A 21,853-nucleotide genomic window follows, 5' to 3' on the forward strand; every position below is an offset into this window, starting at 1 on the left:
GCACTCGGCGACTTCTTCATGATGTCGCTCGACACTTTGGTGCTGATGTTCAAGCCGCCCTTCGCCTGGCGTGAGTTTTTGACCCAGAGTTGGTTCGTGGCGCGGGTGTCGATCGTGCCCACCATCATGCTGGCGATCCCGTTCACGGTGCTCACAGTGTTTGTGTTGAACATCCTGTTCGTCGAGATCGGTGCGGCCGACTTCTCCGGAACAGGTGCGGCACTGGGCACCGTCACTCAGATCGGCCCCGTGGTGACTGTCCTCGTGATCACCGGTGCCGCCGCCACCGCGATGTGCGCGGATCTGGGTTCGCGCACCATCCGCGAGGAGTTGGACGCGATGCGGGTGCTGGGCATCGACCCGATCCAAGCGCTCGTCGTACCCAGAGTGGTGGCGGCGACGGTGGTTTCACTGCTGCTGGCGTCGGTGGTGAGCATCGTCGGCATCGTGGGCGGCTTCTTCTTCTCGGTGTATGTCCAGCACGTCACCCCGGGCGCCTTCGCCGCAGGGTTGACGCTGCTGGTCGGGGTTCCCGACGTCATCGCCAGCCTGGTCAAGGCCTCGATCTTCGGCCTCGCCGCCGCCCTGATCGCTTGCTACAAGGGCATTTCCGTCGGCGGCGGACCTGCCGGCGTGGGAAACGCCGTCAACGAGACGGTGGTGTACTCGTTTGTGGCGCTGTTCACGATCAACGTGGTGGCGACCGCTGTCGCGGTCAAGGTGACACTATGACGACAAGTTCACCCCGTGCGTCGTGGCATCAACGAACCCTTTCCACCTGGTTCGCAGGCTGGGATCGGTTGGGGCAGCAGACCCAGTTCTACTGGTTGACGCTGCGGGGTACCGGGGACGCCGTCGCTCGCTACAAAGTCGAACTGCTGCGGCTTATTTCGCAGATGAGCCTTGGCATCGGCGCGCTGGCCATCATCGGCGGCACCCTGGTGATCGTCGGCTTCCTAACCCTGTCGGCCGGCTCGTGGATCGCGGTGCAGGCCTACAACCAACTGGCCGACGTGGGCGTGGAGGCGCTGGCCGGGTTCACCTCTGCCTTCCTCAACGTGCGCATCACCTCGCCGGTTGTCGCGGGCATCGGTCTGGCGGCAACGGTCGGCGCGGGCACCACCGCCCAACTCGGCGCGATGCGGATCAACGAAGAGATCGACGCGCTCGAGGTGATGGGCATCCGGTCGATCGCCTATCTCGCCTCCACCCGGGTGCTCGCCGGCATCATCGTGGTGATCCCGTTGTACTGCATCGCCGTTCAGGTGGCGTTTATCGCCAGCCGAGTCGGCACCACCTTCTTCTACGGGCAGTCCACCGGCGTGTACGACCACTACTTCAGCACCTTCCTCAACCCGGTCGACGTGATCTGGTCGTTCTTACAGGTGATCGCGATGGCGATCGTCGTGATGCTGGTGCACACCTACTATGGTTTCACCGCGTCCGGTGGCCCGGCCGGGGTGGGGGAGGCCGTCGGCCGCGCGGTGCGGGCCTCGCTGGTGGTAGCCGCATTTGTGACCTTGCTTGTCTCCCTGGCCATCTACGGCCAGTCCGGCAACTTCAACCTTTCGGGATAGCGCATGGATTCGCTGCGTCGGGACAAGGGCCTGCATCCACGGTGGTGGACGCTGCTGCTGGTCGCTTCTGTGGTCGCGACGACCCTGGTGGCGTGGGGGTTGTTCAACCGCTCGTTCGTCCCGACGATGCCCGTCACCGTCACCTCGGAGCGCTCCGGCCTGATGATGGAATCCGGCGCCAAGGTCAAGATGCGCGGCGTGCAGGTCGGCCGTGTCAGCGCAGTCGAGGGCGGCGGCGAATCGGCGCGGCTGGTGCTCCAACTCGATCCCAAACAGGCCCAGTTCATTCCCGCCAACGTCGCCGCGCGGATCAAGGCGACCACCACGTTCGGCGCCAAGTACGTCGATCTGGTCACTCCGGACACTCCTGCGCACCAACGGATCAGCACCGGCGCGGTGATCGAGGCAGACAATGTCAGCACCGAGGTCAATACCGTCTTCCAGAACCTCACCGAGGTTCTCAAACGCATCGACCCGGTCAAACTCAACGGTGTGCTGTCCGCGGTCGCCGAGGGCGTTCGCGGCGAAGGGGACACCATCGGCCAAGCCACATCTGACGCCAACACCGTGCTGGCGGCGCTGAACAACCGCAGCGACACCATCCAGCGGGACTGGCAGGCACTCAAGGGCTTCAGCGACACCTACAGCTCCGCGGCACAGGACATCCTCGCCGTGCTGGATGCCGCGGCCACCACCGGTGTGACCGTGACCGAGAACGCGGCGCAACTGGACGAGCTTCTCGTCAACGTCACCGGAATGGCCCGCGCCGGGACCGATCTCATCGGACCGAACAAAGACAACCTGGTCACCGCGATCGCCGTGCTGGAGCCGACGACGCGCCTGCTGATGAAGTACAACCCGCAACTGACCTGCATGCTGGTCGGCGGCCACTGGTTCCTGGAGAACGGCGGTTACGACGTGACCGGCGGCATCAACGGCAAGTCCATCAGCACCGACGTGGCGCTGCTGCTCGGCGACGATCAGTATCGCTATCCGCAGAACCTGCCGATCGTCGGCGCCAAGGGCGGACCCGGCGGGCAACCGGGTTGCGGATCGCTGCCCATCGTCGACAACAACTTCCCGCACCGGCAGCTGATCACCAACACGGGTTGGGGCACCGGACTGGACATCCGGCCCAATCCGGGTATCGGATTCCCCGGCTACGCCAACTACTTCCCCGCGACTCGCGCGGTGCCCGAACCCCCGAGCATCCGCAACCTCGGACCGCCCGCCCCGGGGCCGATCCCGTATCCGGGCGCACCTGCGTACGGTGCGCAGCTCTACGCCCCCGACGGAACACCGCTTTGGCCCGGCCTGCCTGCAGCCCCGCCGCCCGGGCAGCCCCGCGAACCGGGACCGCCGCCACCAGGCAGTGAACCGCCGCACCCACCGGCGCCGGTAGCACCGTAGGGAAGGAACAACGCTGCCATGAGAGTCGATCTGCGCCGCGTCATCTGGCGCTTGGGCGCCTTCGTCGCCGTCTGCCTGGCGGGGCTGTTCGCGATGTTCGCCGTGTTCGCCGAGCTACGCTTCCAGCCCGAGCGCACCTACCGGGCCGAGTTCCGCAACGTCAGCGGTCTGGAGAGCGGAAACTTCGTGCGCATCGCCGGAGTGGAAGTCGGCAAGGTCAAATCGATTACCCTGCAGCCCGATGCCACCCTAGACGTCGAATTCACCGCCGATGATTCCGTGGTACTGACCAACGGCAGCCGCGCCGCGATCCGCTACGACGATCTGATCGGCGGGCGCTATCTGAGCTTGGAGGAAGGGCCGGGCGGCACCGACACCCTGAACCCGGGCGACACCATCGGACTGGACCACACTTCGCCGGCCCTGGATCTCGACGCGCTGATCGGCGGCTTTCGCCCGCTGTTCCGCGCGCTGGACCCCGACCAGGTCAACGCGTTGAGCGGGCAGTTGATTCGCGCCCTCCAGGGACAGGGCCCGACCGTCGGATCGCTGCTGTCGCACACCGCCACGTTGACCGAGACACTGGCCGACCGTGACGAGATGATCGGCGATCTCATCACCAACCTGAACGTCGTGATCGGCTCCTTCGCGGATCAGAGCAGCCGGTTCGACGAGGGCGTCTCAGCGTTGGCTGAGCTCGTCGACGGTTTGGAGGCGCGGAAGTCCGATCTGAGTTCCGCAGTGGGACACGCTGATTCGGCGGCCGACTCGATCGCAGATTTGCTGGCGGCGGCCCGCCCGCCGCTGACCAAAGTCGTCGCGGAAACGGATCGCACGGCTGGGCTGATCGTGGCCGACCACGAATACGTCGACGAACTGCTCGCCACCTTGCCTGACGCGTACCGGGCGTTGGGGCGACAAGGCCTGTACGGCGACTTCTTCAGCTTCTACCTGTGCGACATCGTGCTGAAGCTCAACGGTAAGGGCGGTCAGCCGGTGTATGTAAAGGTCGCCGGTCAGTCCACGGGCAGGTGTGCACCGAAATGATCTCTCGCGCAAGACGTCATCCGTTCGCGGTCGGTGCAGTCGGCATCGCGGTGGTCGCCTTGGTGGTGCTGGCCGCGCTGCAATACGACAAGCTGCCGTACTTCAACAAGGGCAACGACTTCTCCGCCTACTTCGCCGAAGCCGGCGGTATCAGCCCCGGCGCCGACGTTGCGGTGTCCGGGCTGCACGTCGGCCAGGTGACCGGGGTCGAGTTGGACGGGCCACAGGTATTGGTGACCTTCCGGCTCGCCCCCGACGTGGCACTCGGCGACCGCACCGAAGCGGCCATCAAGACCCAGACGATCCTCGGCGCGAAGATCATCGAACTGACGCCGCGCGGCGACGGCAGCCAGCGCGAGCCGATCCCGCTTGAGCGCACGCGGGCACCCTATGAGTTGCCTGAGGCGATCGGAGATCTGACGGCCGCGATCAGCGGACTCGACACCGACCAGCTCTCGGACTCGCTGCGGACCCTGGCGGAGACGTTTCAGGACACCCCAACGGATCTCAAGCTCGCGGTACACGGTGTGGAGCGCTTCAGTGAGACAGTGAACAAGCGCGACGAGCAACTGCGTAACCTGCTACGCAACGCCGACAAGGCGACCACCGTGCTTGCCGAACGCAGCGGCCAGGTGGTCGATCTGATCGCCGACAGCAATGCGCTGCTGGTCGCCTTGCAACATCAACGCGCCGCACTCGATCGTGTCGGGCACAGCGTTTCAGCGGTGGCGCAACAGATCAAGGGGTTCATCTCGGAGAACCGCGAGACCTTGCAGCCCGCGCTGGAAAAGCTCAACGGAGTTCTCGCGCTGGTCGACAACCGCAAATCCGAGGTACAGGAGTCGATCACCCGGCTGAACTCCTACGCCATGTCGCTGGGCGAGTCGGTGTCATCGGGGCCCTTCTTCAAGGCCTACATCGCCAACCTGCTACCCGGTCAGTTCGTGCAGCCGTTCATCGACGCGGCGTTCTCCGATCTGGGCCTGGACCCCAACGTGCTGCTGCCCTCGGAGCTCACCGACCCCCCGGTCGGACAGCGCGCCTCCCCGGCGCTGCCAGCGCCGTATCCACGCACCGGCCAGGGCGGCGAACCACGGATGACGTTGCCCGACGCGATCACCGGAAAGCCCGGCGATCCCCGTTATCCCTACCGGGAGCCGTTACCGGCGCCGCCACCGGGCGGCCCGCCGCCCGGTCCGCCCGCGGAACCTGCCCCGCAATTCGCGTCGGTCCCCGAGCCGACACCGAGTCCGGTGTACGTGCCTGGGCCCCACGAAGTTCCGGACGACACGAAGGCAACACCATGACCAGGACGATGTCGATCAGGTTGACCGTGACGTGTCTGCTCGTGGCGATTCTGGTGGCCGCCCTCGTCGTGGCACTGCGCACCGATGAGGCAGCGCGTCGCATCAACGTCGTGGCCTACTTCACCAACAGCAACGGCATTTTCGTCGGCGACGAAGTCCGCATACTCGGTGTCCCGGTGGGCAGGATCGACTCCATCGAGCCCGAGCCGACCCGAGTCAAGATCAGCTTCTCCTACGACGGCATATATGATGTGCCCGCCGACGCCAAGGCGGTGATCCTGTCGCCTTCCCTGGTGACCGCGCGCACCATTCAGCTCACACCCGCCTACACCGGCGGTCCGGTACTGCAGGACGAGGCGACCATCGAACAGGACCGCACCGCGGTCCCGGTGGAGTGGGACGACTTCCGTGAACAGCTCGAGCGGCTCACCGAGACGCTGCAGCCGACCGAAGCGGGCGGGGTCAGCGCGTTGGGCTCCTACGTCAACACCGCCGCGGACAACCTGCGCGGTGAGGGCGCCAACATCCGCAGGGCCGTGGTCCAACTGGCAGAAGCGTTTTCGGCGCTCGGTGATCACAGCGACGACATCTTCTCGACGGTCGAAAACCTGTCGATCCTGGTCTCCGCGCTGCAGAACAGCACCGAGCTGCTGCGGTACCTCAACCAGAACGTGGCGTCGGTGACCCATCTGCTCGCCAACGATCCCGAAGAGGTCGCCGGCGCTGTGCGTGACATCAATTACGTGGTCGGCGATGTCCGCACTTTCGTCGGCGAGAACCGGGAGACGCTGGGCACCAGCACCGACAAGCTGTCGTCGGTGACCCAGACCCTGCACGAAAGCATCGACGACATCAAGCAGACGCTGCACCTGGCGCCCAACACATTCCAGAACTTCCTCAACATCTATCAGCCCGCGCAGGCCACGATGACGAGCGCGCTGGCGGTGACCAACTTCGCCGATCCGATCGGGTTTCTCTGCGGCGCGATCCAAGCGGCCTCCCGGCTGGGTGCGGAGGAGTCGGCGAAACTGTGTGTGCAATATCTGGCGCCGATCGTGAAGAACCGGCAATTCAACTTCCCGCCGCTGGGGGAGAACCTGTTCGTGGGCGCCACCGCCCGTCCGAACGAGATCACCTACAGCGAGGACTGGCTTCGGCCGGACTACATCCCGCCGCCCGACCCGGCGGGTGGCCTGGAGGCGCTGATGGTTCCGCACGGGAGCCAATCATGATGCGCCGCGGTGTCATACCGATGTTGGCGGCGACGCTAACGCTGGCGGGTTGCGCCGACTGGCAGGGGGCGAACTCGTTGCCGCTGCCGGGCACTGAAGGTGGCGGGCCGGGCGCCTACACCGTGCAGGCGCAGTTACCCGACGTCGACAACATCGAACGTAATTCGCGGGTACGGGTCGGCGATGTCACGGTAGGCAACGTCACCAAGATCGAACGGCAGGGTTGGCACGCCCTGGTCACCATGCGGCTCAACGGCGACGTCACGCTGCCGGCCAACGCGACGGCGACCGTCGGGCAGACCAGCCTGCTCGGCTCGCTGCACATCGAACTGGCCGCACCCAACGATGTGCCGCCGAGTGGACAGCTACAGAACGGATCGCTGATCCCACTGTCATCGGGCCGGCGCTACCCGACCACGGAACAGGCGCTGGCCGCGGTGTCGCTGCTGCTCAACCAAGGCGGAATCGGCAACATCCACGACATCACCGCCGCGTTGAGCACCGCGTTCGCCGGCCGCGAGGACGATCTGCGCCAACTGCTCGATCAAACCGACCGGTTCGTCGGCATGCTCGATGACCAGACCGATGACATCATCGCCGCCACCGAAAGCCTCAACGCGCTGGTCGGCCAGGTCGCCGACCAGGACACCGTGATCGACACGGCGCTGGAAACCCTGCCCGATGCGCTGACGGTGTTGCGCGAGCAACGCGACATCCTCACCGAGGCGGTGCATCAGCTCGGTGAATTCAGCGTGCTGGCGGCCGATTCGGTCAACCTGACCAAGGACAACCTGGTCAAGGAGCTCAAAGACCTGGGACCGGTGCTGGAATCGCTGGCCAATGCCGGCCCGTCGCTGACCCGGTCGCTGAGCTTCTACTCCACGTTCCCGTGGCCCAAGGAAACGATCACCAAATGGCAACGCGGCGACTATGCCAACCTCAGCGCGGTCATCGACCTGACGTTGAGCCGGCTGGATGCGTCGTTCCTCACCGGCACCCGCTGGGAAGGCGACCTCACTGCACTGGAGATGCAGTGGGGACGAACCATCGGTCAGCTGCCCAGCCCGTACACCGCGGGCAACCCGCTGGTCATCCCATATCGGCTGGATCAGGGGCGATGACATGCGCATAACCCGCAAAGTCGGCATTCAGCTGATCGTCTTCGCCGTGGTGTCGGTGCTGGCCTGCACCTCGCTGATCCTGGTCTACCTCAAGCTGCCCGGCCTGCTCTTCGGTATCGGCCGCTACACCGTCACCGTCGAACTTCCCGAAGCCGCCGGCCTCTACGAGCGGGCGAACGTCAGCTACCGTGGCACCCAGGTCGGACGGGTGACCGCGGTCAACCTCACCGACACGGGCGTACAAGCCGTCCTGTCGCTGGACACCAAGACCCGGATCCCCGCCGACGTCGACGCCGAGGTGCACAGCCAGACCGCAGTCGGCGAACAGTTCGTGGCGCTGCTTCCGCGAAACGGCGGCGGACCGGCCCTGACCGACGGTGACGTCATCACCCCCGACCGGACCTCGGTGCCACCGGACATCAACGCGCTGCTCGACGCGACAAACAGCGGGCTGCAAGCCATTCCGCAAGACAGTCTGCAGACCGTCGTCGACGAGGCCTACCTGGCGGTCGGTGGTCTCGGGCCCGAATTGTCACGGCTGGTACGCGGATCCACCGCCGTCGCGATCGACGCCCGCAAGCGGCTGGACGCCTGGACCGCGCTGCTTGACCACGGCAGCCCGGTGCTCGACAGCCAGACCGCGAGCTCGGACTCGGTGCGGGCGTGGGCGGCGAACCTGGCCACGATCACCGGTCAGCTGCGCGATACCGACGCCGATGTGCGCGGCGTGCTGCAGCGCGGCGGTGCCGCGGTCGATGAAGCGCGCCAACTGTTGGATCGGATCTCGCCGACGCTGCCGGTGCTGCTGGCCAACCTCGTCAGCGTCGGCGGCGTCGCGGTGACCTACGACGACGCGCTGGAACAACTCCTGGTGCTGCTCCCCCAAGGTGCGGCGGCGATGCAGGCGATCGGCGTGGCCAACCGCAACACCAAGCAGGACTACAAGGGCGCCTTCCTCAGCTTCAATCTGAACGTCAACCTTCCGCCGCCGTGCACCACCGGGTTCCTGCCGGCGCGCCAACAGCGGGTGGCGACGTTCGAGGATGCGCCGGACCGTCCGGTCGGTGACCTCTACTGCCGCGTGCCGCAGACGTCACCGTTGAACGTGCGCGGCGCGCGCAACAGCCCGTGTGCGACACGACCCGGAAAGCGGGCCCCGACCTGGCAGATGTGTGAAAGCGACGAGAGCTACCTCCCGCTCAACGACGGCAACAACTGGAAGGGCGACCCCAACGCCACGCTGTCCGGACAGGACATCCCGCAGCTGCCGCCGGCGGGTTACGCAGCTCCCGGTGCGCCGCCACCGCCGATTGCGGTCGCCGAGTACGACCCGGCGACGGGAAAATACGTCGGCCCAGACGGACAGACCTACGCCCAGAGCGACCTGGCGGCGCCCGCCGGTGACGAGCGCACCTGGCAGTCGATGTTGCTGCCGGCCAACTAGCCGCCCGTACAGCTGCTCGCCGGAAAAAGAATCAGCTGCGGGGGCCTAGGTTTTTCTTGGCCGCACGGCGCAACTGCACCATGCGGGCGGTGCCGATCGCGACGGTCAACAATCCGCCGCACACCGCAGCCAACAGAATCGCCACGCCCACAGGCAGATTCCACTCCCATGCGAAAAAGTTGATCGTGGTCGAGTCGGTGTTCTGCATGATGAACACCAACAGCACGATCAGGATCACGAACCCAGTGATCAACGCCGCCCACAACGCCGCAGCGCGGGTGAACTTGACCGCGGACTCCGGCCGCATCATGTACTCGCCAGCGGTGCCCGTCGGTTCAGGCGGAGTTCCCCGCGAGGGCTCCTGGGCAGGATCGGGTAGCGGCCGCTGCGCGGGATCGCTGGTCATTACTCCATCTTGACCCTTTCCCGCGGCGAATGAAACCACCAGTGGATAGTGTCGGCCGAACGATTACGCCGAAAGGACCCGAGAGGATTTGGGCATGCGCAACCTCGGCAGGTGGTGTCTGGCCGTTTTGGCGGTGCTGTTCGGGCTGGTGGGCACCACGGCCGCGTGCGGCAGCTCCAACCCGCTGGGCGGCGGAACCGTCTCCGGTGACCTCAAGACGATCATCGTCGGGTCCGCGGACTTCACCGAAAGCAAGATCCTCGCCGAAATCTACGTCCAGGCCCTGGAGGCCAACGACTTCACGGTGTCCCGCCAGTTCGGCATCGGCAGCCGCGAAACCTATGTGCCCGCCGTGCGGGACCACTCCATCGACCTGATCCCCGAATACACCGGCAACCTGCTGAACTACTTCGACCCGACGTCGACGGTCACGAAACCCGACGAGATCGTCCTGGCCCTGCTGCGGGCGCTGCCCGGCGACCTGGCGATGCTGCCGCCGTCGCCGGCCGAGGACAAAGACACCGTCGCCGTCACGCGCGAAACCGCCGAGAAGTGGAACCTGACCACGATCGGCGACCTCGCCCCGCACGCCGCGGAGGTCAAGTTCGGGGGACCCTCGGAGATCACGGACCGTGCCGAGGGTCTACCTGGGCTCAAAGAGCACTACGGCCTCGACATCGCGCCGGGCAACTTCGTCTCGATCAACGACGGTGGCGGACCCGCCACGGTGCGCGCGCTGGTCGACGGCACCGTGACCGCCGCCAACATCTTCAGCACATCCCCGGCGATCCCCGAGAACGACCTGGTGGTCCTCGAGGATCCGAAGAACAACTTCCCGGCCGCCAACGTCATGCCGCTCGTCAGCTCGCAGAAGATGTCCGACGAGCTCAAGACCGTGCTCGACGCGGTCTCGGCCAAGCTCACCACCGAGGCGCTCATCGAGATGAACCGCTCGGTCACCGGCAACACCGGCGTCGACCCCGACGAGGCCGCCCGGAAATGGGTCCAGGACAACGGCTTCGACAAACCGGTGAGCGGATGATCGCCTTCGAGCACGTCACCAAGAAATATCCCGACGGCACCGTCGCCGTCGACGACCTCAGCCTGGAGGTGCCCTCGGGCACGCTCACCGTGTTCGTCGGGCCGTCGGGCTGCGGTAAGACCACCTCGATGCGGATGATCAACCGGATGATCGAGCCGACGTCGGGCACGCTCACGGTCAACGGCGACGACATTGCCGCCGTCGATCCCGTGAAGCTGCGCCTCGGCATCGGCTACGTCATCCAGAGTGCCGGTCTGATGCCGCACCAACGCGTGGTCGACAACGTCGCGACAGTTCCGGTGCTCAAGGGCGAAAGCCGCCGCGCCGCACGCAAAGCCGCGCTGCACGTCCTCGAACGCGTCGGCCTGGATCCCGCGCTGGCCGACCGCTATCCCGCCCAGCTGTCCGGCGGGCAACAGCAGCGCGTCGGGGTGGCGCGGGCGCTGGCCGCCGACCCGCCGATCCTGCTGATGGACGAACCGTTCAGCGCCGTGGATCCCGTGGTGCGTGAGGAGCTACAGACCGAAATCTTGCGGCTGCAAAGCGAATTGCAGAAGACCATCGTGTTCGTCACCCACGACATCGACGAGGCCATCAAGATCGGGGAGAGGATCGCGGTGTTCGGCCGCGGCGGCGTGCTGCACCAGTACGACGCACCCGCGCGGCTGCTGTCCAATCCCGCCAACGACTTCGTCGCCGGGTTCATCGGCACCGACCGCGGCTACCGAGGCCTGCAGTTCCGGGACGCCAGCGGCCTTCCGCTGCACGACATCCGCTCCGTCGCCGAAGCCGACATCGACGCGCTCACCCTCGGCCCGACCGACTGGGTGCTGGTGACCAAAGACGACGGCACCCCGTATGCGTGGATCGACGCCGACGGGGTCGAACTGCACCGCAACGGCAGCTCGCTCTACGACAGCACCACCGCCGGCGGATCGCTGTTCACCCCCGAGGATTCGCTGCGCCAGGCGCTCGACGCCGCGTTGTCGGCGCCCTCGGGCATCGGAGTGGCCGTCGACGCCGACGGTAAACCGCTCGGCGGTGTGCTGGCCGCCGATGTGCTTGCCGCGCTCCAACAGCAGAGGGGTAGCTGATCAACTACCTGCTGACGCACCTCGACACCGCGTGGGAGCTGACGGTCATCCACGTGCGGCTGTCGCTGATCCCGATCGTGTTGGGGCTGTTGATCGCCGTACCGCTGGGCGCGGTGGTGCAGCGGACCACCTATCTGCGGCGGCTGACGACCGTCACGGCGAGCATCATCTTCACGATCCCGTCGCTGGCGTTGTTCGTGGTGCTGCCGTTGGTCATTCCGACCCGGATCCTCGACGAGGCCAACGTCATCGTCGCGCTGACCCTTTACACGTTTGCGCTGCTGGTGCGCGCGGTACCGGAGGCCTTGGACGCCGTACCGGACGCGGTGCGTGACGCCGCCACCGCGGTCGGCTACCGGCCGCTGATCCGGATGCTCAAAGTCGAACTGCCGCTGTCGGTTCCGGTGCTCATCGCCAGCCTGCGCGTCATCGCGGTCACCAACATCTCGATGGTGTCGGTCGGCTCGGTGATCGGCATCGGCGGCTTGGGCACCTGGTTCACCGAGGGCTACCAGGCCAACAAGAGCGACCAGATCGTCGCGGGCATCATCGCGATCTTCGTGCTGGCGGTCATCGTCGACACCCTGATCATGCTGGCCGGGCGGGCGCTGACACCCTGGACGCGCACCGCGCGCATCAGCCGCGCCGACCGCATCAAGGCGGTCGCCGGATGAGCCCGATGACCTTCCTTACCGACGCGCTGGCATACATCTTCACCGCCGCCAACTGGGGCGGGTCGGCGGGACTGGCCGCGCGCATCTTCGAGCATGTGGAGTACACGGTGCTCGCGGTGTTCTTCTCCGCGCTGATCGCCGTGCCGGTCGGGATGCTCATCGGCCACACCGGCCGGGGCACGTTCGTCATCGTCACCGGGGTCAACGCCCTGCGCGCGTTGCCGACGCTGGGTGTGCTGCTGCTCGGGGTGCTGCTGTGGGGGCTCGGGTTGGTGCCGCCGACCGTCGCGCTGATGCTGCTGGGCATCCCGCCGCTGCTGGCCGGAACCTACGCCGGCATCGCCAACGTCGACGCCGCGGTCGTCGACGCCGCCCGCTCGATGGGTATGACCGAACGCCAGGTGCTGCTGCGCGTCGAGGTGCCCAACGCGCTGCCGCTGATCCTCGGCGGGCTGCGCACCGCCACGCTGCAGGTCGTGGCGACCGCGACCGTCGCCGCCTACGCCAGCCTCGGCGGCCTGGGCCGCTACCTCATCGACGGCATCAAAATCCGCCAATTCCACATCGCGTTGGTGGGCGCGTTGATGGTCACCGCGCTGGCGCTGATCCTCGACGCCGCGCTGGCGTTCGCGGTGTGGGCGTCGGTGCCCGGTTCCGGGCGGCTGCAGAAACTGCGCCGCATGCCGCAGCCCTTCCTCGGCGACGAGGTGACGTTCGAATCCCGTCAGCGCACGCCCGACCACGACACCGCGACCGGCCCGTCGGAGCCGCGGTACGGACGAGGGGACCCGTCGCCTACCGTAGAGGGGTGAGCGATGCAGGCGGTCCCGACGCAGCCCAGAGCGCATGGCCGGCGATTTTGACATGGCAGTCGCATGATGTGGCCCGCATGGAATCGGTCAGGGTGCAGCTGTCCGGCAACCGGATCAAGGCCTACGGCCGCATCGTCGCCGCCGCGACCCCGTCGCACCCGGCGTTCTCAGCCTCCTACAACCTGATCACCGACGAGGCGGGAGCCACCAAGCGGCTGTCGCTGACCGTCACCCTCGCCGAGCGTGAACGCCAGCTGTCGATCGCGCGCGACGAGGAGAACATGTGGCTGGTGCAGGACCACACCGGGCAGACGACCCGCGCGGCATTCGATGGCGCACTCGACGTCGACGTGATCTTCAGCCCGTTCTTCAACGCGTTGCCGATCCGCCGCAGCGGCCTGCACCAGCGCTCCGACTCGGTGTCGTGTCCGGTGGTGTACGTGCGGCTGCCGGAGGTTTCGGTGGACGCCGAAGTCATCAGCTACTCCAGCGCCGCCGACGGGATCAAACTGCACACGCCGGTGGCCGACACCACGATCACCGTCGACGCCGAGGGCTTTCCCCTCGACTATCCCGGGTTGGCAACGCGGATCTGATCACCCCGCCCGCGCGTCCTGCGGCGGCCAGTTCCTCACGCCAGCCTTGCTCGCCGATGGCGATCGTGACGATCTCGGGCCGGCCGAAGCTGTCGTAGCGCACGCGCGCGGCGTGCCCCGCGTCGACCAGATCGCTCAACGGCTGGTTCGCGGCCAGCGCGTCGCGCGCATGGCTCAGCAGCGCCAGCGTGCGCTCCAGCACCGGCACCAGCTGATCGGCGTTGGCCTCACACATCGCCCGCACCAGGTCCGGCGCGGTGGCCGCCACCCGGGTACCGTCGCGAAACGATCCTGCCGCCAGCGCGAACGCCAGCGGCACCTCGCCCGCAGTGACCGCCAGCGCCTCGGCGAGCAGGTGCGGAAGGTGTGAGATGGTGGCCGCGGCGGCGTCGTGTTCGTCGGAGCGCGCGGGGACGACGAATGCACCGCAGTCCAGCGCCAGCGCCATCACCTCGGTCCAGATGTCGGTTCGGACATGGTCGTCGACGCTGAGCACCCACGGCGCATCGGCGAACAGGCGGGCGTCGCCCGCGGCCCAACCGGACTGCGCGGTCCCCGCCATCGGGTGGCCGCCGACGAAGCGGTCCAGCAGCCCGAACGAGCGGACTTCTTCCAGCACAGCAGCTTTCACGCTGGTGACGTCGGTCAGCGGGCACTCGGGGGCGGCGTCGCGGACATGCCCCAGCATCAGCGGCAGCGCCGGCACCGGAACGGCCAGCACGATCAGCGCGTTGCGGTCGGCCGCGCGGGACAGCGCGGCATCGATGTCGGCGGTGGCGTCGTAGCCGTCGGCCTTGGCGGCCTGGACCGAATCCAGCGAGCGGTTGTAGCCGAAGACCTCCCGGCCGGCCGCCGCGGCGGCGCGCATCACCGAACCGCCGATCAGTCCCAGGCCGACCACGCAAACGGGCGTCTTCGTCACCCGTCAAGGTTGGCACATCTTCTGGCATCGGCCGATGTCAGGCTCCGTGCGGTTCCTGGTAAATGGCCTGGTCGGCGACTACCGTAAGCCGACATGGGAGCACAGCGTGCGCCGGCGCGAGAGCAGGCCGATATGCCGGACGGCTTCGGCGTTGCGGTCGTGCGCGAGGACGGTAAGTGGCGTTGCGCGCCGATGCATCGTGCGGCTTTGACCAGTTTAACCGCAGCCGAGACCGAGCTGCGCGAAATACGCAGTGCCGGAGCGGTGTTCGGGCTGCTGGATATCGACGACGAATTCTTTGTCATCGTCCGCCCCGCCCCATCGCGAACGAGGCTGCTGCTGTCGGACGCCACCGCGGCGCTCGACTACGACATCGCCGCCGAGGTGCTCGAGGAACTCGACGCCGACATCGGCCCGGAGGACCTCGACGAAGCCGAACCCTTCGAGGAGGGCGACCTGGGCCTGCTGTCCGACGTCGGGCTGCCCGATGCGGTGCTCGGGGTGATCCTCGACGAGACCGATCTGTACGCCGACGAGCAGTTGGGCCGCATCGCACGCGAGATGGGTTTTGCCGACGAGCTCTCGAAGGTGCTCGAGCGCCTTGGCCGTTAGGCGATTTGTGTGCGTTTTGTTGCGCCCACCGCTCGTGAACGCACACAAATCGTGAGGACCGACGAGGAGCTCATCCGCGACGCGCTCGACGTCGCCCGTGGTGCGGGGCCCCGCGATGTGCCGATCGGTGCGGTGATCGTCGCGGCCGACGGCACCGAGTTGGCCCGCGCCGCCAACGCGCGTGAAGCGTCGGGCGACCCCACCGCGCACGCCGAGATCGTGGCGATGCGGGCTGCGGCCGCCGCGCTCGGCGACGGGTGGCGGCTGGAAGGCACGACGCTGGCGGTCACCGTCGAACCCTGCACGATGTGCGCGGGAGCGCTGGTCATGGCGCGGGTATCGCGGCTGGTGTTCGGGGCGTGGGAGCCCAAGACCGGGGCGGTCGGCTCACTGTGGGATGTGGTGCGGGATCGGCGGTTGACGCACCGGCCGCAGGTGCGCGCAGGCGTGCTGGCCGACGAGTGCGCGGCGCCGCTGGAGGAGTTCTTCGCCAGGCAGCGATGAGCGCTTGCGCGAAGAGCAGAAGGCAGCGATGAGCGCTTGCGCGAAGAGCAGAAGGCAGCGATGAGCGCTTGCGCCCTCGCGAGACGTACACCAGGGTCGCTGTCGCCCGGAAGTTCACGACCCTGGTGTAACTCTCGCGAACAGAACAACGTCGCCCGGCAGCGATTGGAATCGCGGGGCGGGCGCCCGGTAAGCTGCCACACGGTGGCGTGTCCGAGCGGCCTAAGGAGCACGCCTCGAAAGCGTGTGACGGGTAACCCCCGTCCGAGGGTTCAAATCCCTCCGCCACCGCCAAAATCTCTTCCCAACCGCGCCGAGCGCACGGCTGATGGACGCAAACGCCGAGAAACAGCGTGAACAACCGTACTTTCGGCGTGCGGTGCATCCGAGCGCTATTGTCTGAAACGTCACTAAAGAAGGGTCAGGACGGCCACGGTGACCAACGTGGGAGGCCTGGTTACTGATGCGTGCGCTTTACGACCCCGAGTCGACGGGCGGGAACGTGGTGTCGAAAGGCGGCAGTAGCCGGCCGTTCGCGGTGCTTCTCGTCGAAGACGACCGGGCCGACGCGGTCTTGGTCGAGGAGCTGGTGCGCGACGCCGACGCGGCGATTGAACTGACGTGGGCCAAATCGATCGAACAGGCCGAGCAGGAACTGGCCGTGGGTCGACCCGACTGCGTGCTGCTGGATTTGAACCTGCCCGACGCCGAGGGCATCAAGGCGCTGGACCGGATCACCAAGCGCGACGTCACACTGCCGATCGTCGTGCTGACCGGCCTGCACGACGAACACTTCGGCGTGTCCGCGCTGGCCGCCGGCGCCCAGGACTACCTGGTCAAAGGCCGCGTCGAACCCGAAGCGCTACACCGCGCGCTGCTCTACGCGATCGAGCGGAAACGCGCCGAGCTGACCGCCGTCGAACTGCACGCCAGCGAGTTGCGCGCCGAGGAGAACGCCCGCCTCGAACGCGGCCTGCTGCCGTCGCCGCTGCTGTCGGACGACCCCGGTGTCGACATCGTCGCCGAGTACCGGCCCAGCCGTCAGCACGCCCTGCTCGGCGGTGACTTCTACGACTTCATCCAGACCCCTGACCGCACCGTGCACGTCATGGTCGGCGACGTGGCCGGCCACGGCCCCGACGAGGCCGCGCTGGGCGTGGCGCTGCGGATCGGCTGGCGCGCGTTGACGTTCGCCGGCCTGCGCGGCAACAAACGGATGCGGGAACTCGAACGGATCCTGAGCACCGAACGGCCCGGCTCCAGCATCTTCGCGACCGTGCTGTCCGTCGCGATGGAACCGCGGGGGCTGGGATTCGACGTGGTGTCGGCCGGCCACCCCGGCATGTTGGTGCACGGTCCGGACACGGTGGAGTGGATCCAACCTCAGTGCGGGCCCGCGCTGGGGCTCAACGGCTACGAGTGGCCGTTGAACCGCTACGAACTGCCACCCGGCTACGGCCTCGTGCTGCTCACCGACGGGCTGTTCGAAGGCCGTTCCGGGCGCGGCAAGGAGCGAATCGGCGAGGAAGGTCTGCTCAAGCTGGCTCGGGGCTACGCCCACCTGCCGCCCGCCGAGTTCGTCAACGCGCTGATCGACGACGTCGAACGGCGTGCGCAATCGGTCGGCGGCATCAGCGACGACATCGCGGTCGTGCGGGTCGCGCGAACGGCGACGGAATGAGATGGCGGCCGACCGTTCAGGGCTGGCAGAACCTGGTGCTCACGATCATGGGCATCGTGGTGCTCGGCGGTGCGATCGGCGTCCTGCTGTTACTAGACCGCACTGACGAGGCCGAGCGGCGGCTGACCGAAGGGATCCAGCCCGCCCGCATCGCGGCCTACCAGCTGCAGGCCGCGCTGCGTGATCAGGAAACCGCGGTGCGCGGATACGCGATCGCCGCCGACCCGCTGTTCCTCGAGCCCTACTACGCCGGCCAGAACGCCGAACATGCTGCGGCCCAGGAGATCCGCAACCATTTGGGCAACCGCGCCGAACTGCTCGCCGACCTCGACGCCGTCGAGCAGGCCGCGGCGATGTGGCGGTCGTCCTATGTGGAGCCGCTGCTCAACAGCGTGCAACCGGGCGCCCCGGACATGCCCGACACCCTGCTGACCGAGCGGGGCAAGGCCCAGTTCGACGCGCTGCGTGGGTTATTCGACGTACAGAACCAAAACCTGTCGCAGACGCGGCAGGAAGCCGTCGACCGAATCGTCCAGATGCAGACGTGGCGCGACGCCATCCTGGTCGTGTTGGCGGTGGCGATCTTGTTGACCACGATCGCGCTGGCGCTGTTGGTTCGGGCGGGGGTCACCCGGCCGCTGGACGCGCTCGCGCGCTCCTGCCGGAGCATCACCAGCGGCAACTTCGACGAGAAGATCGTGCCGCGCGGTCCCAGAGACATCCGCGCCATCGCCTCCGACGTCGAGGACATGCGTCAGCGGATCATCACCGAACTCGACACCACCCGCTCGGCGCAGGCGCAACTGGCCGAACAAGCCCTCGACCTGCAACGGTCCAACGCCGAACTCGAACAGTTCGCCTACGTCGCCTCACACGATCTGCAGGAGCCGCTGCGCAAGGTGGCCGCCTTCTGTCAGCTGCTGGAAAAGCGGTACGGCGACAAGCTCGACGAACGAGGCCAGGAATACATCCAGTTCGCCGTGGACGGTGCCAAACGGATGCAGGTCCTGATCAACGATCTGCTCACGTTCTCCCGGGTGGGCCGGCTCAACGCCACAACCGATGAAGTCGACCTGGGCGACATGTTGGACACCGCGCTCGGCAACCTGTCCACCGTCATCGAGGAGACCGGCGCACAGATCGAGCGCAGGGGGCAGCCGCTGCCGCGCATCATGGGAGACCCGACGTTGCTCACGATGCTGTGGCAGAACCTGATCGGCAACGCGGTCAAGTTCCACCGGGACGGGCTCACCCCCCGCATCGTCGTCGAATGCGACGAGGGCTCGAACGAACATGACGGTACGTGGCTGATCTCGGTGACCGACAACGGGATCGGCATCCCAGACGAGTTCGTGGACAAGGTGTTCGTGATCTTCCAACGCTTACACGGCCGCGATGTCTACACCGGAACGGGGATCGGCCTGGCGTTGTGCAAGAAAATCGTCGAGCACCATGGGGGCAGCATCTGGATCGACACCTCCTTCGCCGGCGGAACGAGGTTTCGCTTCACCATCCCCTTCGCTGTCGACGCACCCGTCGCAGCCACATCGGAAGGAAACACCCAATGACCGAAGGCCGCGCCATCGACGTGCTGCTCATCGAGGATGATCCGGGCGACGAACTGATCACCCGAGAAGCTTTCGAACACAACAAAATCAAGAACACCCTGCACGTCGCACACGACGGCGAAGAGGGGCTGGACTTCCTCTACCGCCGCGGTGCCTACCAGGACGCACCGCGCCCGGACCTGATCCTGCTGGACCTGAACCTGCCCAAATACGACGGGCGCCAACTGCTGGAGACCGTCAAGTCCGACCCCGATCTCAGCCACATCCCGGTCGTCATCCTGACCACATCGTCGGCGGAGGAGGACATTCTGCGCAGCTACAAGCTGCACGCCAACGCCTACGTGACCAAGCCCGTCGACCTCGACCAGTTCATGACCGCGGTGCGCCAGATCGACGAGTTCTTCGTTCAGGTGGTGCGGCTGCCCGGTCGCTGAGCCTCGTCGGCGATCCCGTCCAGCGCGAAGGTGATGCGCACAGTGGTGCCGGCCGATGTCCGCTCGAGGTCCACGTCCTCGCTGATCGCCGCCATGATCGGCAGGCCCCGTCCGCGGGTGGTGGGCTGAGTGGGTGGGGTGCGCCATGTACCGAAGTCGGCGACGCAGATCGCGATGCCCCCGCCCTCGGAAGCCCGCTGGACCGACGCCTCGATCTCGATCACCCCGGGCTCGGCGTCGCGGTAGGCGTGTTCGATGCAGTTGGTGCAGGCCTCGTTGACAGCGAGCACGATGTCGGCGGCGACGACGCCGGACACGCCGAGCGATTCGAGCCAGGCGGATAGGTGGCGACGGATCTCGCCCAGCTGATCCGCTGTCGCCGGCACCTCGAACTGAAGTGGATCCGTCAGCCGGCGCTGCGCATCGATGTCCACGCCCGTCGTTGTACCCGTATTGGACCAATAACTCACGTAGGCCACGCGCCTAGGCGAACGTCCTTTTAAAACGGCACGCTGTAGTCAGGGGTCCACGCGCCGCCGATGCAGCTGAGCGGGACCCCGTCGGGTGACTGCGCGACGCCGTTGTCCTGTCCGCACGGCAGCCGAATGGGACGGACCCCCACCAACGGCGGCGACGCGATCCAGGTGCGTTCGGCACTGCAGGCCAGGGTGTTGCCCGCAGCGTCAAGGCCGAAGTTGTACCGGGTGTTCGCAACACAGGGCTCGCCTTCGGCGGCGGCGTGGTCGACGTAGGGAACACAGCCGGCGCCGTCGCAAACCTGGGGTAACGCCGGCGCGGTCGCCGCGGTCATCAACGGTGCCGACACAAACCCGCACGCCATCGCCACTGCAGCTATCAGCCTCATGGCCTTAGGGTATGTGCAGGACAGAGTCCACGGGAACGGAATAGGCTCACAACCCATGAAGCTCGCCATTGCCGCCATCGCAACCGCGGGAGCCGCCGCCGCGGTGATCGTCGCCCCCACCGCCAACGCCGACACCGTCGCCTACCTCGTCAACGTGCACGTGCGTCCCGGCTACAACTTCCCCAACGCCGAGGCCGCCATCGGGTACGGCAACAGCATCTGCGACCGGGTCGCGAACAAGATGGGCTACGGGGAGCTCGTCGAACAGGTCAAGGCCGACTTCCACACCGCGGACTACTACCAGGGCGCCTACCTGATCAACCAGGCCGTCAACGAACTATGTCCCGCGCAGGTCTGGCAGCTGCGGCAGTCCGCGGCCGGCTACACGCTGCCGCCCGCCTGAGCCAAATACGACAACGGCGGCGCCCCACCGGGACGCCGCCGCCTGTCGACCATGCCCTACGGGCAGCTGACCTCGATCTCGAACGGCTTGTTCACCGGCTCCAGCGGGTTGGCCATGTCCACACCCGTGGCGGTGCCGGAAATCTTGTAGGTGTCGCCGTCCTTCTCCACTTGGGCGTCACCCTGACCCGTTCCCTGCTGGAACCCGAGCGTCACGCCGTTGACGTTGCCCAGCCCCACCGACTGCACGGTCGGTGAATCCCCTTCGCTGACCACCGCGCCGATGCCGGTGGTCGCGTCACCGATCGCGATGTTGGTGTTGCCGCCCATGGAACTGCACACGACGGTGCCCTGGACCTCTTGGTCTTGTCCGTCGATGGTGACGGTTGTCTTGCCTTCGGCGGCCGCAGCCGTCGACGTCTCACCCGTGGTTTCGGACTTTTCGCCGCCCGACCCACAGCCGGAAAGCCCCGCGATGACGATCGCCGCGCTCCCGACGGCAACCAGGAATCCAACCTTCACGACAGTTCTCCTTTTTGTTGTCGTGACCCGTCAAGATCGGCGGATCATCTCGGTCAGTATGGTTTGCGCCCTCAACAAGATCACCGGGTTTTGCCGAAAAAAACTCCAGCCGCGACGGTTCGACCTGCAGCGACGTCAGCAGGCGACCCTGATCGAGAAGGTGCCCGGAACCCGGAAACTCGGGTTGTCGGTGTCGAAACCGTCGGCGGTTCCGGTGATGTCGTAGGTGGGACCAGTCATGGAGATGTCGGCGGTCGTGTCGCCGAGCCCGGCGTTGTAGCTGCCGGTGAACCCGCCGACGTCGTTGATGCTGACGCTCTCCGCGGTCAGCTCGCCGCGGTTGGACACCATCACGGTGATCCCCGAGGTCTGGTCGCCGGTGGTGATCGTCGTCAACGGCGCGGTCGTGGAGCACTGCACCGTCTTGATGATTTCGGGCTCCTGGCCGTTCACCGCGACTTGCGCGGTGCCCGCGACCAGTTCACCGGGTCCCGGCTCATAGTCCGGCGGGTCCGACGAACATCCAGCCAGCACCAGCAGGGCCGCACCGCCAAGCAGGAGAATTCTCACAGTGCAGAATC

The 21,853-nt window shown here is 66.8% G+C and carries 25 protein-coding genes and 1 tRNA gene; 20 read left to right on the forward strand and 6 right to left on the reverse strand.

Annotated features, from left to right (window positions below):
- Nucleotides 1-18 precede the first annotated feature (18 nt).
- From ABQE93_RS06050 to ABQE93_RS06085, 8 genes are read left to right on the forward strand one after another with little or no spacing between them, the layout of a single operon-like run.
- The gene (locus ABQE93_RS06050) at nt 19-732 is read left to right on the forward strand and encodes an MlaE family ABC transporter permease (RefSeq protein WP_448406545.1); all 714 of its coding nucleotides are present in this window, start codon (nt 19-21) and stop codon (nt 730-732) included.
- Nucleotides 729-1,577, forward strand: a complete 849-nt coding sequence (locus ABQE93_RS06055) for an ABC transporter permease (protein WP_448406359.1) — start codon at nt 729-731, stop codon at nt 1,575-1,577. The genes ABQE93_RS06050 and ABQE93_RS06055 overlap by 4 nt, the downstream gene beginning before the upstream one ends.
- Before the next feature lie 3 nt (nt 1,578-1,580).
- The gene (locus tag ABQE93_RS06060; protein WP_448406361.1) at nt 1,581-2,987 is read left to right on the forward strand and encodes an MCE family protein; all 1,407 of its coding nucleotides are present in this window, start codon (nt 1,581-1,583) and stop codon (nt 2,985-2,987) included.
- Nucleotides 2,988-3,005: 18 nt separating this feature from the next.
- Nucleotides 3,006-4,034, forward strand: coding sequence for an MCE family protein (locus ABQE93_RS06065; protein WP_448406362.1), 1,029 nt, complete (start codon nt 3,006-3,008; stop codon nt 4,032-4,034).
- A complete protein-coding gene (locus ABQE93_RS06070; RefSeq protein WP_448406363.1) occupies nt 4,031-5,341 on the forward strand; it encodes an MCE family protein in 1,311 nt (436 codons plus the stop codon). The genes ABQE93_RS06065 and ABQE93_RS06070 overlap by 4 nt, the downstream gene beginning before the upstream one ends.
- The gene (locus ABQE93_RS06075) at nt 5,338-6,573 is read left to right on the forward strand and encodes an MCE family protein (protein ID WP_448406364.1); all 1,236 of its coding nucleotides are present in this window, start codon (nt 5,338-5,340) and stop codon (nt 6,571-6,573) included. The genes ABQE93_RS06070 and ABQE93_RS06075 overlap by 4 nt, the downstream gene beginning before the upstream one ends.
- Nucleotides 6,570-7,694, forward strand: a complete 1,125-nt coding sequence (locus tag ABQE93_RS06080; RefSeq protein ID WP_448406365.1) for an MCE family protein — start codon at nt 6,570-6,572, stop codon at nt 7,692-7,694. Before ABQE93_RS06075 ends, ABQE93_RS06080 begins: the two co-directional genes overlap by 4 nt.
- Before the next feature lies 1 nt (nt 7,695).
- Nucleotides 7,696-9,138 carry an MCE family protein gene (locus ABQE93_RS06085; protein WP_448406366.1) on the forward strand — a complete coding sequence of 481 codons (1,443 nt, stop codon included), beginning with the start codon at nt 7,696-7,698 and terminating at the stop codon, nt 9,136-9,138.
- Nucleotides 9,139-9,169: 31 nt separating this feature from the next.
- On the opposite strand, the gene ABQE93_RS06090 is transcribed toward ABQE93_RS06085, so the two are convergent.
- Nucleotides 9,170-9,544: a LapA family protein gene (locus tag ABQE93_RS06090; protein WP_448406367.1), complete on the reverse strand. Its 375-nt coding sequence runs from the start codon at nt 9,542-9,544 to the stop codon at nt 9,170-9,172.
- A gap of 94 nt (nt 9,545-9,638) precedes the next feature.
- Between ABQE93_RS06090 and ABQE93_RS06095 the strand changes: the two genes are divergently transcribed.
- The 5 genes from ABQE93_RS06095 to ABQE93_RS06115 are packed head-to-tail and all read left to right on the forward strand — an operon-like array spanning nt 9,639 to nt 13,762.
- On the forward strand, nt 9,639-10,586 hold the full coding sequence (locus ABQE93_RS06095; RefSeq protein ID WP_448406368.1) for an ABC transporter substrate-binding protein: 948 nt from the start codon (nt 9,639-9,641) through the stop codon (nt 10,584-10,586).
- A complete protein-coding gene (locus ABQE93_RS06100) occupies nt 10,583-11,680 on the forward strand; it encodes an ABC transporter ATP-binding protein (RefSeq protein ID WP_448406369.1) in 1,098 nt (365 codons plus the stop codon). Before ABQE93_RS06095 ends, ABQE93_RS06100 begins: the two co-directional genes overlap by 4 nt.
- Nucleotides 11,680-12,354, forward strand: coding sequence for an ABC transporter permease (locus ABQE93_RS06105; protein ID WP_448406547.1), 675 nt, complete (start codon nt 11,680-11,682; stop codon nt 12,352-12,354). The genes ABQE93_RS06100 and ABQE93_RS06105 overlap by 1 nt, the downstream gene beginning before the upstream one ends.
- Before the next feature lie 5 nt (nt 12,355-12,359).
- Nucleotides 12,360-13,166, forward strand: coding sequence for an ABC transporter permease (locus ABQE93_RS06110; protein ID WP_448406548.1), 807 nt, complete (start codon nt 12,360-12,362; stop codon nt 13,164-13,166).
- Nucleotides 13,163-13,762 carry a putative glycolipid-binding domain-containing protein gene (locus tag ABQE93_RS06115; protein WP_448406370.1) on the forward strand — a complete coding sequence of 200 codons (600 nt, stop codon included), beginning with the start codon at nt 13,163-13,165 and terminating at the stop codon, nt 13,760-13,762. The genes ABQE93_RS06110 and ABQE93_RS06115 overlap by 4 nt, the downstream gene beginning before the upstream one ends.
- Here the strand turns inward: ABQE93_RS06115 and ABQE93_RS06120 are convergent.
- Nucleotides 13,704-14,684 (reverse strand): prephenate dehydrogenase, encoded by a 981-nt coding sequence (locus ABQE93_RS06120; protein ID WP_448406371.1) that lies wholly within the window; start codon nt 14,682-14,684, stop codon nt 13,704-13,706. The genes ABQE93_RS06115 and ABQE93_RS06120 overlap by 59 nt on opposite strands.
- Before the next feature lie 93 nt (nt 14,685-14,777).
- Between ABQE93_RS06120 and ABQE93_RS06125 the strand changes: the two genes are divergently transcribed.
- The 6 genes from ABQE93_RS06125 to ABQE93_RS06150 all read left to right on the forward strand — a co-directional run bounded on the left by ABQE93_RS06125 (nt 14,778) and on the right by ABQE93_RS06150 (nt 19,483).
- Nucleotides 14,778-15,296, forward strand: coding sequence for a tRNA adenosine deaminase-associated protein (locus ABQE93_RS06125; RefSeq protein WP_448406372.1), 519 nt, complete (start codon nt 14,778-14,780; stop codon nt 15,294-15,296).
- A gap of 51 nt (nt 15,297-15,347) precedes the next feature.
- Nucleotides 15,348-15,800 (forward strand): nucleoside deaminase, encoded by a 453-nt coding sequence (locus ABQE93_RS06130; RefSeq protein ID WP_448406373.1) that lies wholly within the window; start codon nt 15,348-15,350, stop codon nt 15,798-15,800.
- 203 nt (nt 15,801-16,003) lie between these two features.
- Nucleotides 16,004-16,094, forward strand: a tRNA-Ser gene (locus tag ABQE93_RS06135).
- 169 nt (nt 16,095-16,263) lie between these two features.
- Nucleotides 16,264-17,481, forward strand: coding sequence for a PP2C family protein-serine/threonine phosphatase (locus ABQE93_RS06140; protein WP_448406374.1), 1,218 nt, complete (start codon nt 16,264-16,266; stop codon nt 17,479-17,481).
- Nucleotides 17,478-19,049: a sensor histidine kinase gene (locus ABQE93_RS06145; protein WP_448406375.1), complete on the forward strand. Its 1,572-nt coding sequence runs from the start codon at nt 17,478-17,480 to the stop codon at nt 19,047-19,049. Before ABQE93_RS06140 ends, ABQE93_RS06145 begins: the two co-directional genes overlap by 4 nt.
- Nucleotides 19,046-19,483, forward strand: coding sequence for a response regulator (locus tag ABQE93_RS06150; RefSeq protein ID WP_448406376.1), 438 nt, complete (start codon nt 19,046-19,048; stop codon nt 19,481-19,483). The genes ABQE93_RS06145 and ABQE93_RS06150 overlap by 4 nt, the downstream gene beginning before the upstream one ends.
- On the opposite strand, the gene ABQE93_RS06155 is transcribed toward ABQE93_RS06150, so the two are convergent.
- The gene (locus ABQE93_RS06155; RefSeq protein WP_448406377.1) at nt 19,456-19,917 is read right to left on the reverse strand and encodes an ATP-binding protein; all 462 of its coding nucleotides are present in this window, start codon (nt 19,915-19,917) and stop codon (nt 19,456-19,458) included. The genes ABQE93_RS06150 and ABQE93_RS06155 overlap by 28 nt on opposite strands.
- Nucleotides 19,918-19,982: 65 nt before the next feature.
- On the reverse strand, nt 19,983-20,348 hold the full coding sequence (locus tag ABQE93_RS06160) for a hypothetical protein (protein ID WP_448406378.1): 366 nt from the start codon (nt 20,346-20,348) through the stop codon (nt 19,983-19,985).
- A gap of 55 nt (nt 20,349-20,403) precedes the next feature.
- On the opposite strand from ABQE93_RS06160, the gene ABQE93_RS06165 reads away from it, so the two are divergent.
- The gene (locus ABQE93_RS06165; RefSeq protein WP_448406379.1) at nt 20,404-20,751 is read left to right on the forward strand and encodes a DUF732 domain-containing protein; all 348 of its coding nucleotides are present in this window, start codon (nt 20,404-20,406) and stop codon (nt 20,749-20,751) included.
- Between the two features lie 56 nt (nt 20,752-20,807).
- On the opposite strand, the gene ABQE93_RS06170 is transcribed toward ABQE93_RS06165, so the two are convergent.
- Nucleotides 20,808-21,272 carry a lipoprotein LpqH gene (locus tag ABQE93_RS06170; RefSeq protein ID WP_448406380.1) on the reverse strand — a complete coding sequence of 155 codons (465 nt, stop codon included), beginning with the start codon at nt 21,270-21,272 and terminating at the stop codon, nt 20,808-20,810.
- Between the two features lie 135 nt (nt 21,273-21,407).
- Complete coding sequence (locus ABQE93_RS06175; protein WP_448406381.1) at nt 21,408-21,842, reverse strand: lipoprotein LpqH; 435 nt, start codon at nt 21,840-21,842, stop codon at nt 21,408-21,410.
- Between the last annotated feature and the right edge of the window lie 11 nt (nt 21,843-21,853).

This window comes from Mycolicibacterium sp. XJ662, from assembly GCF_053484035.1.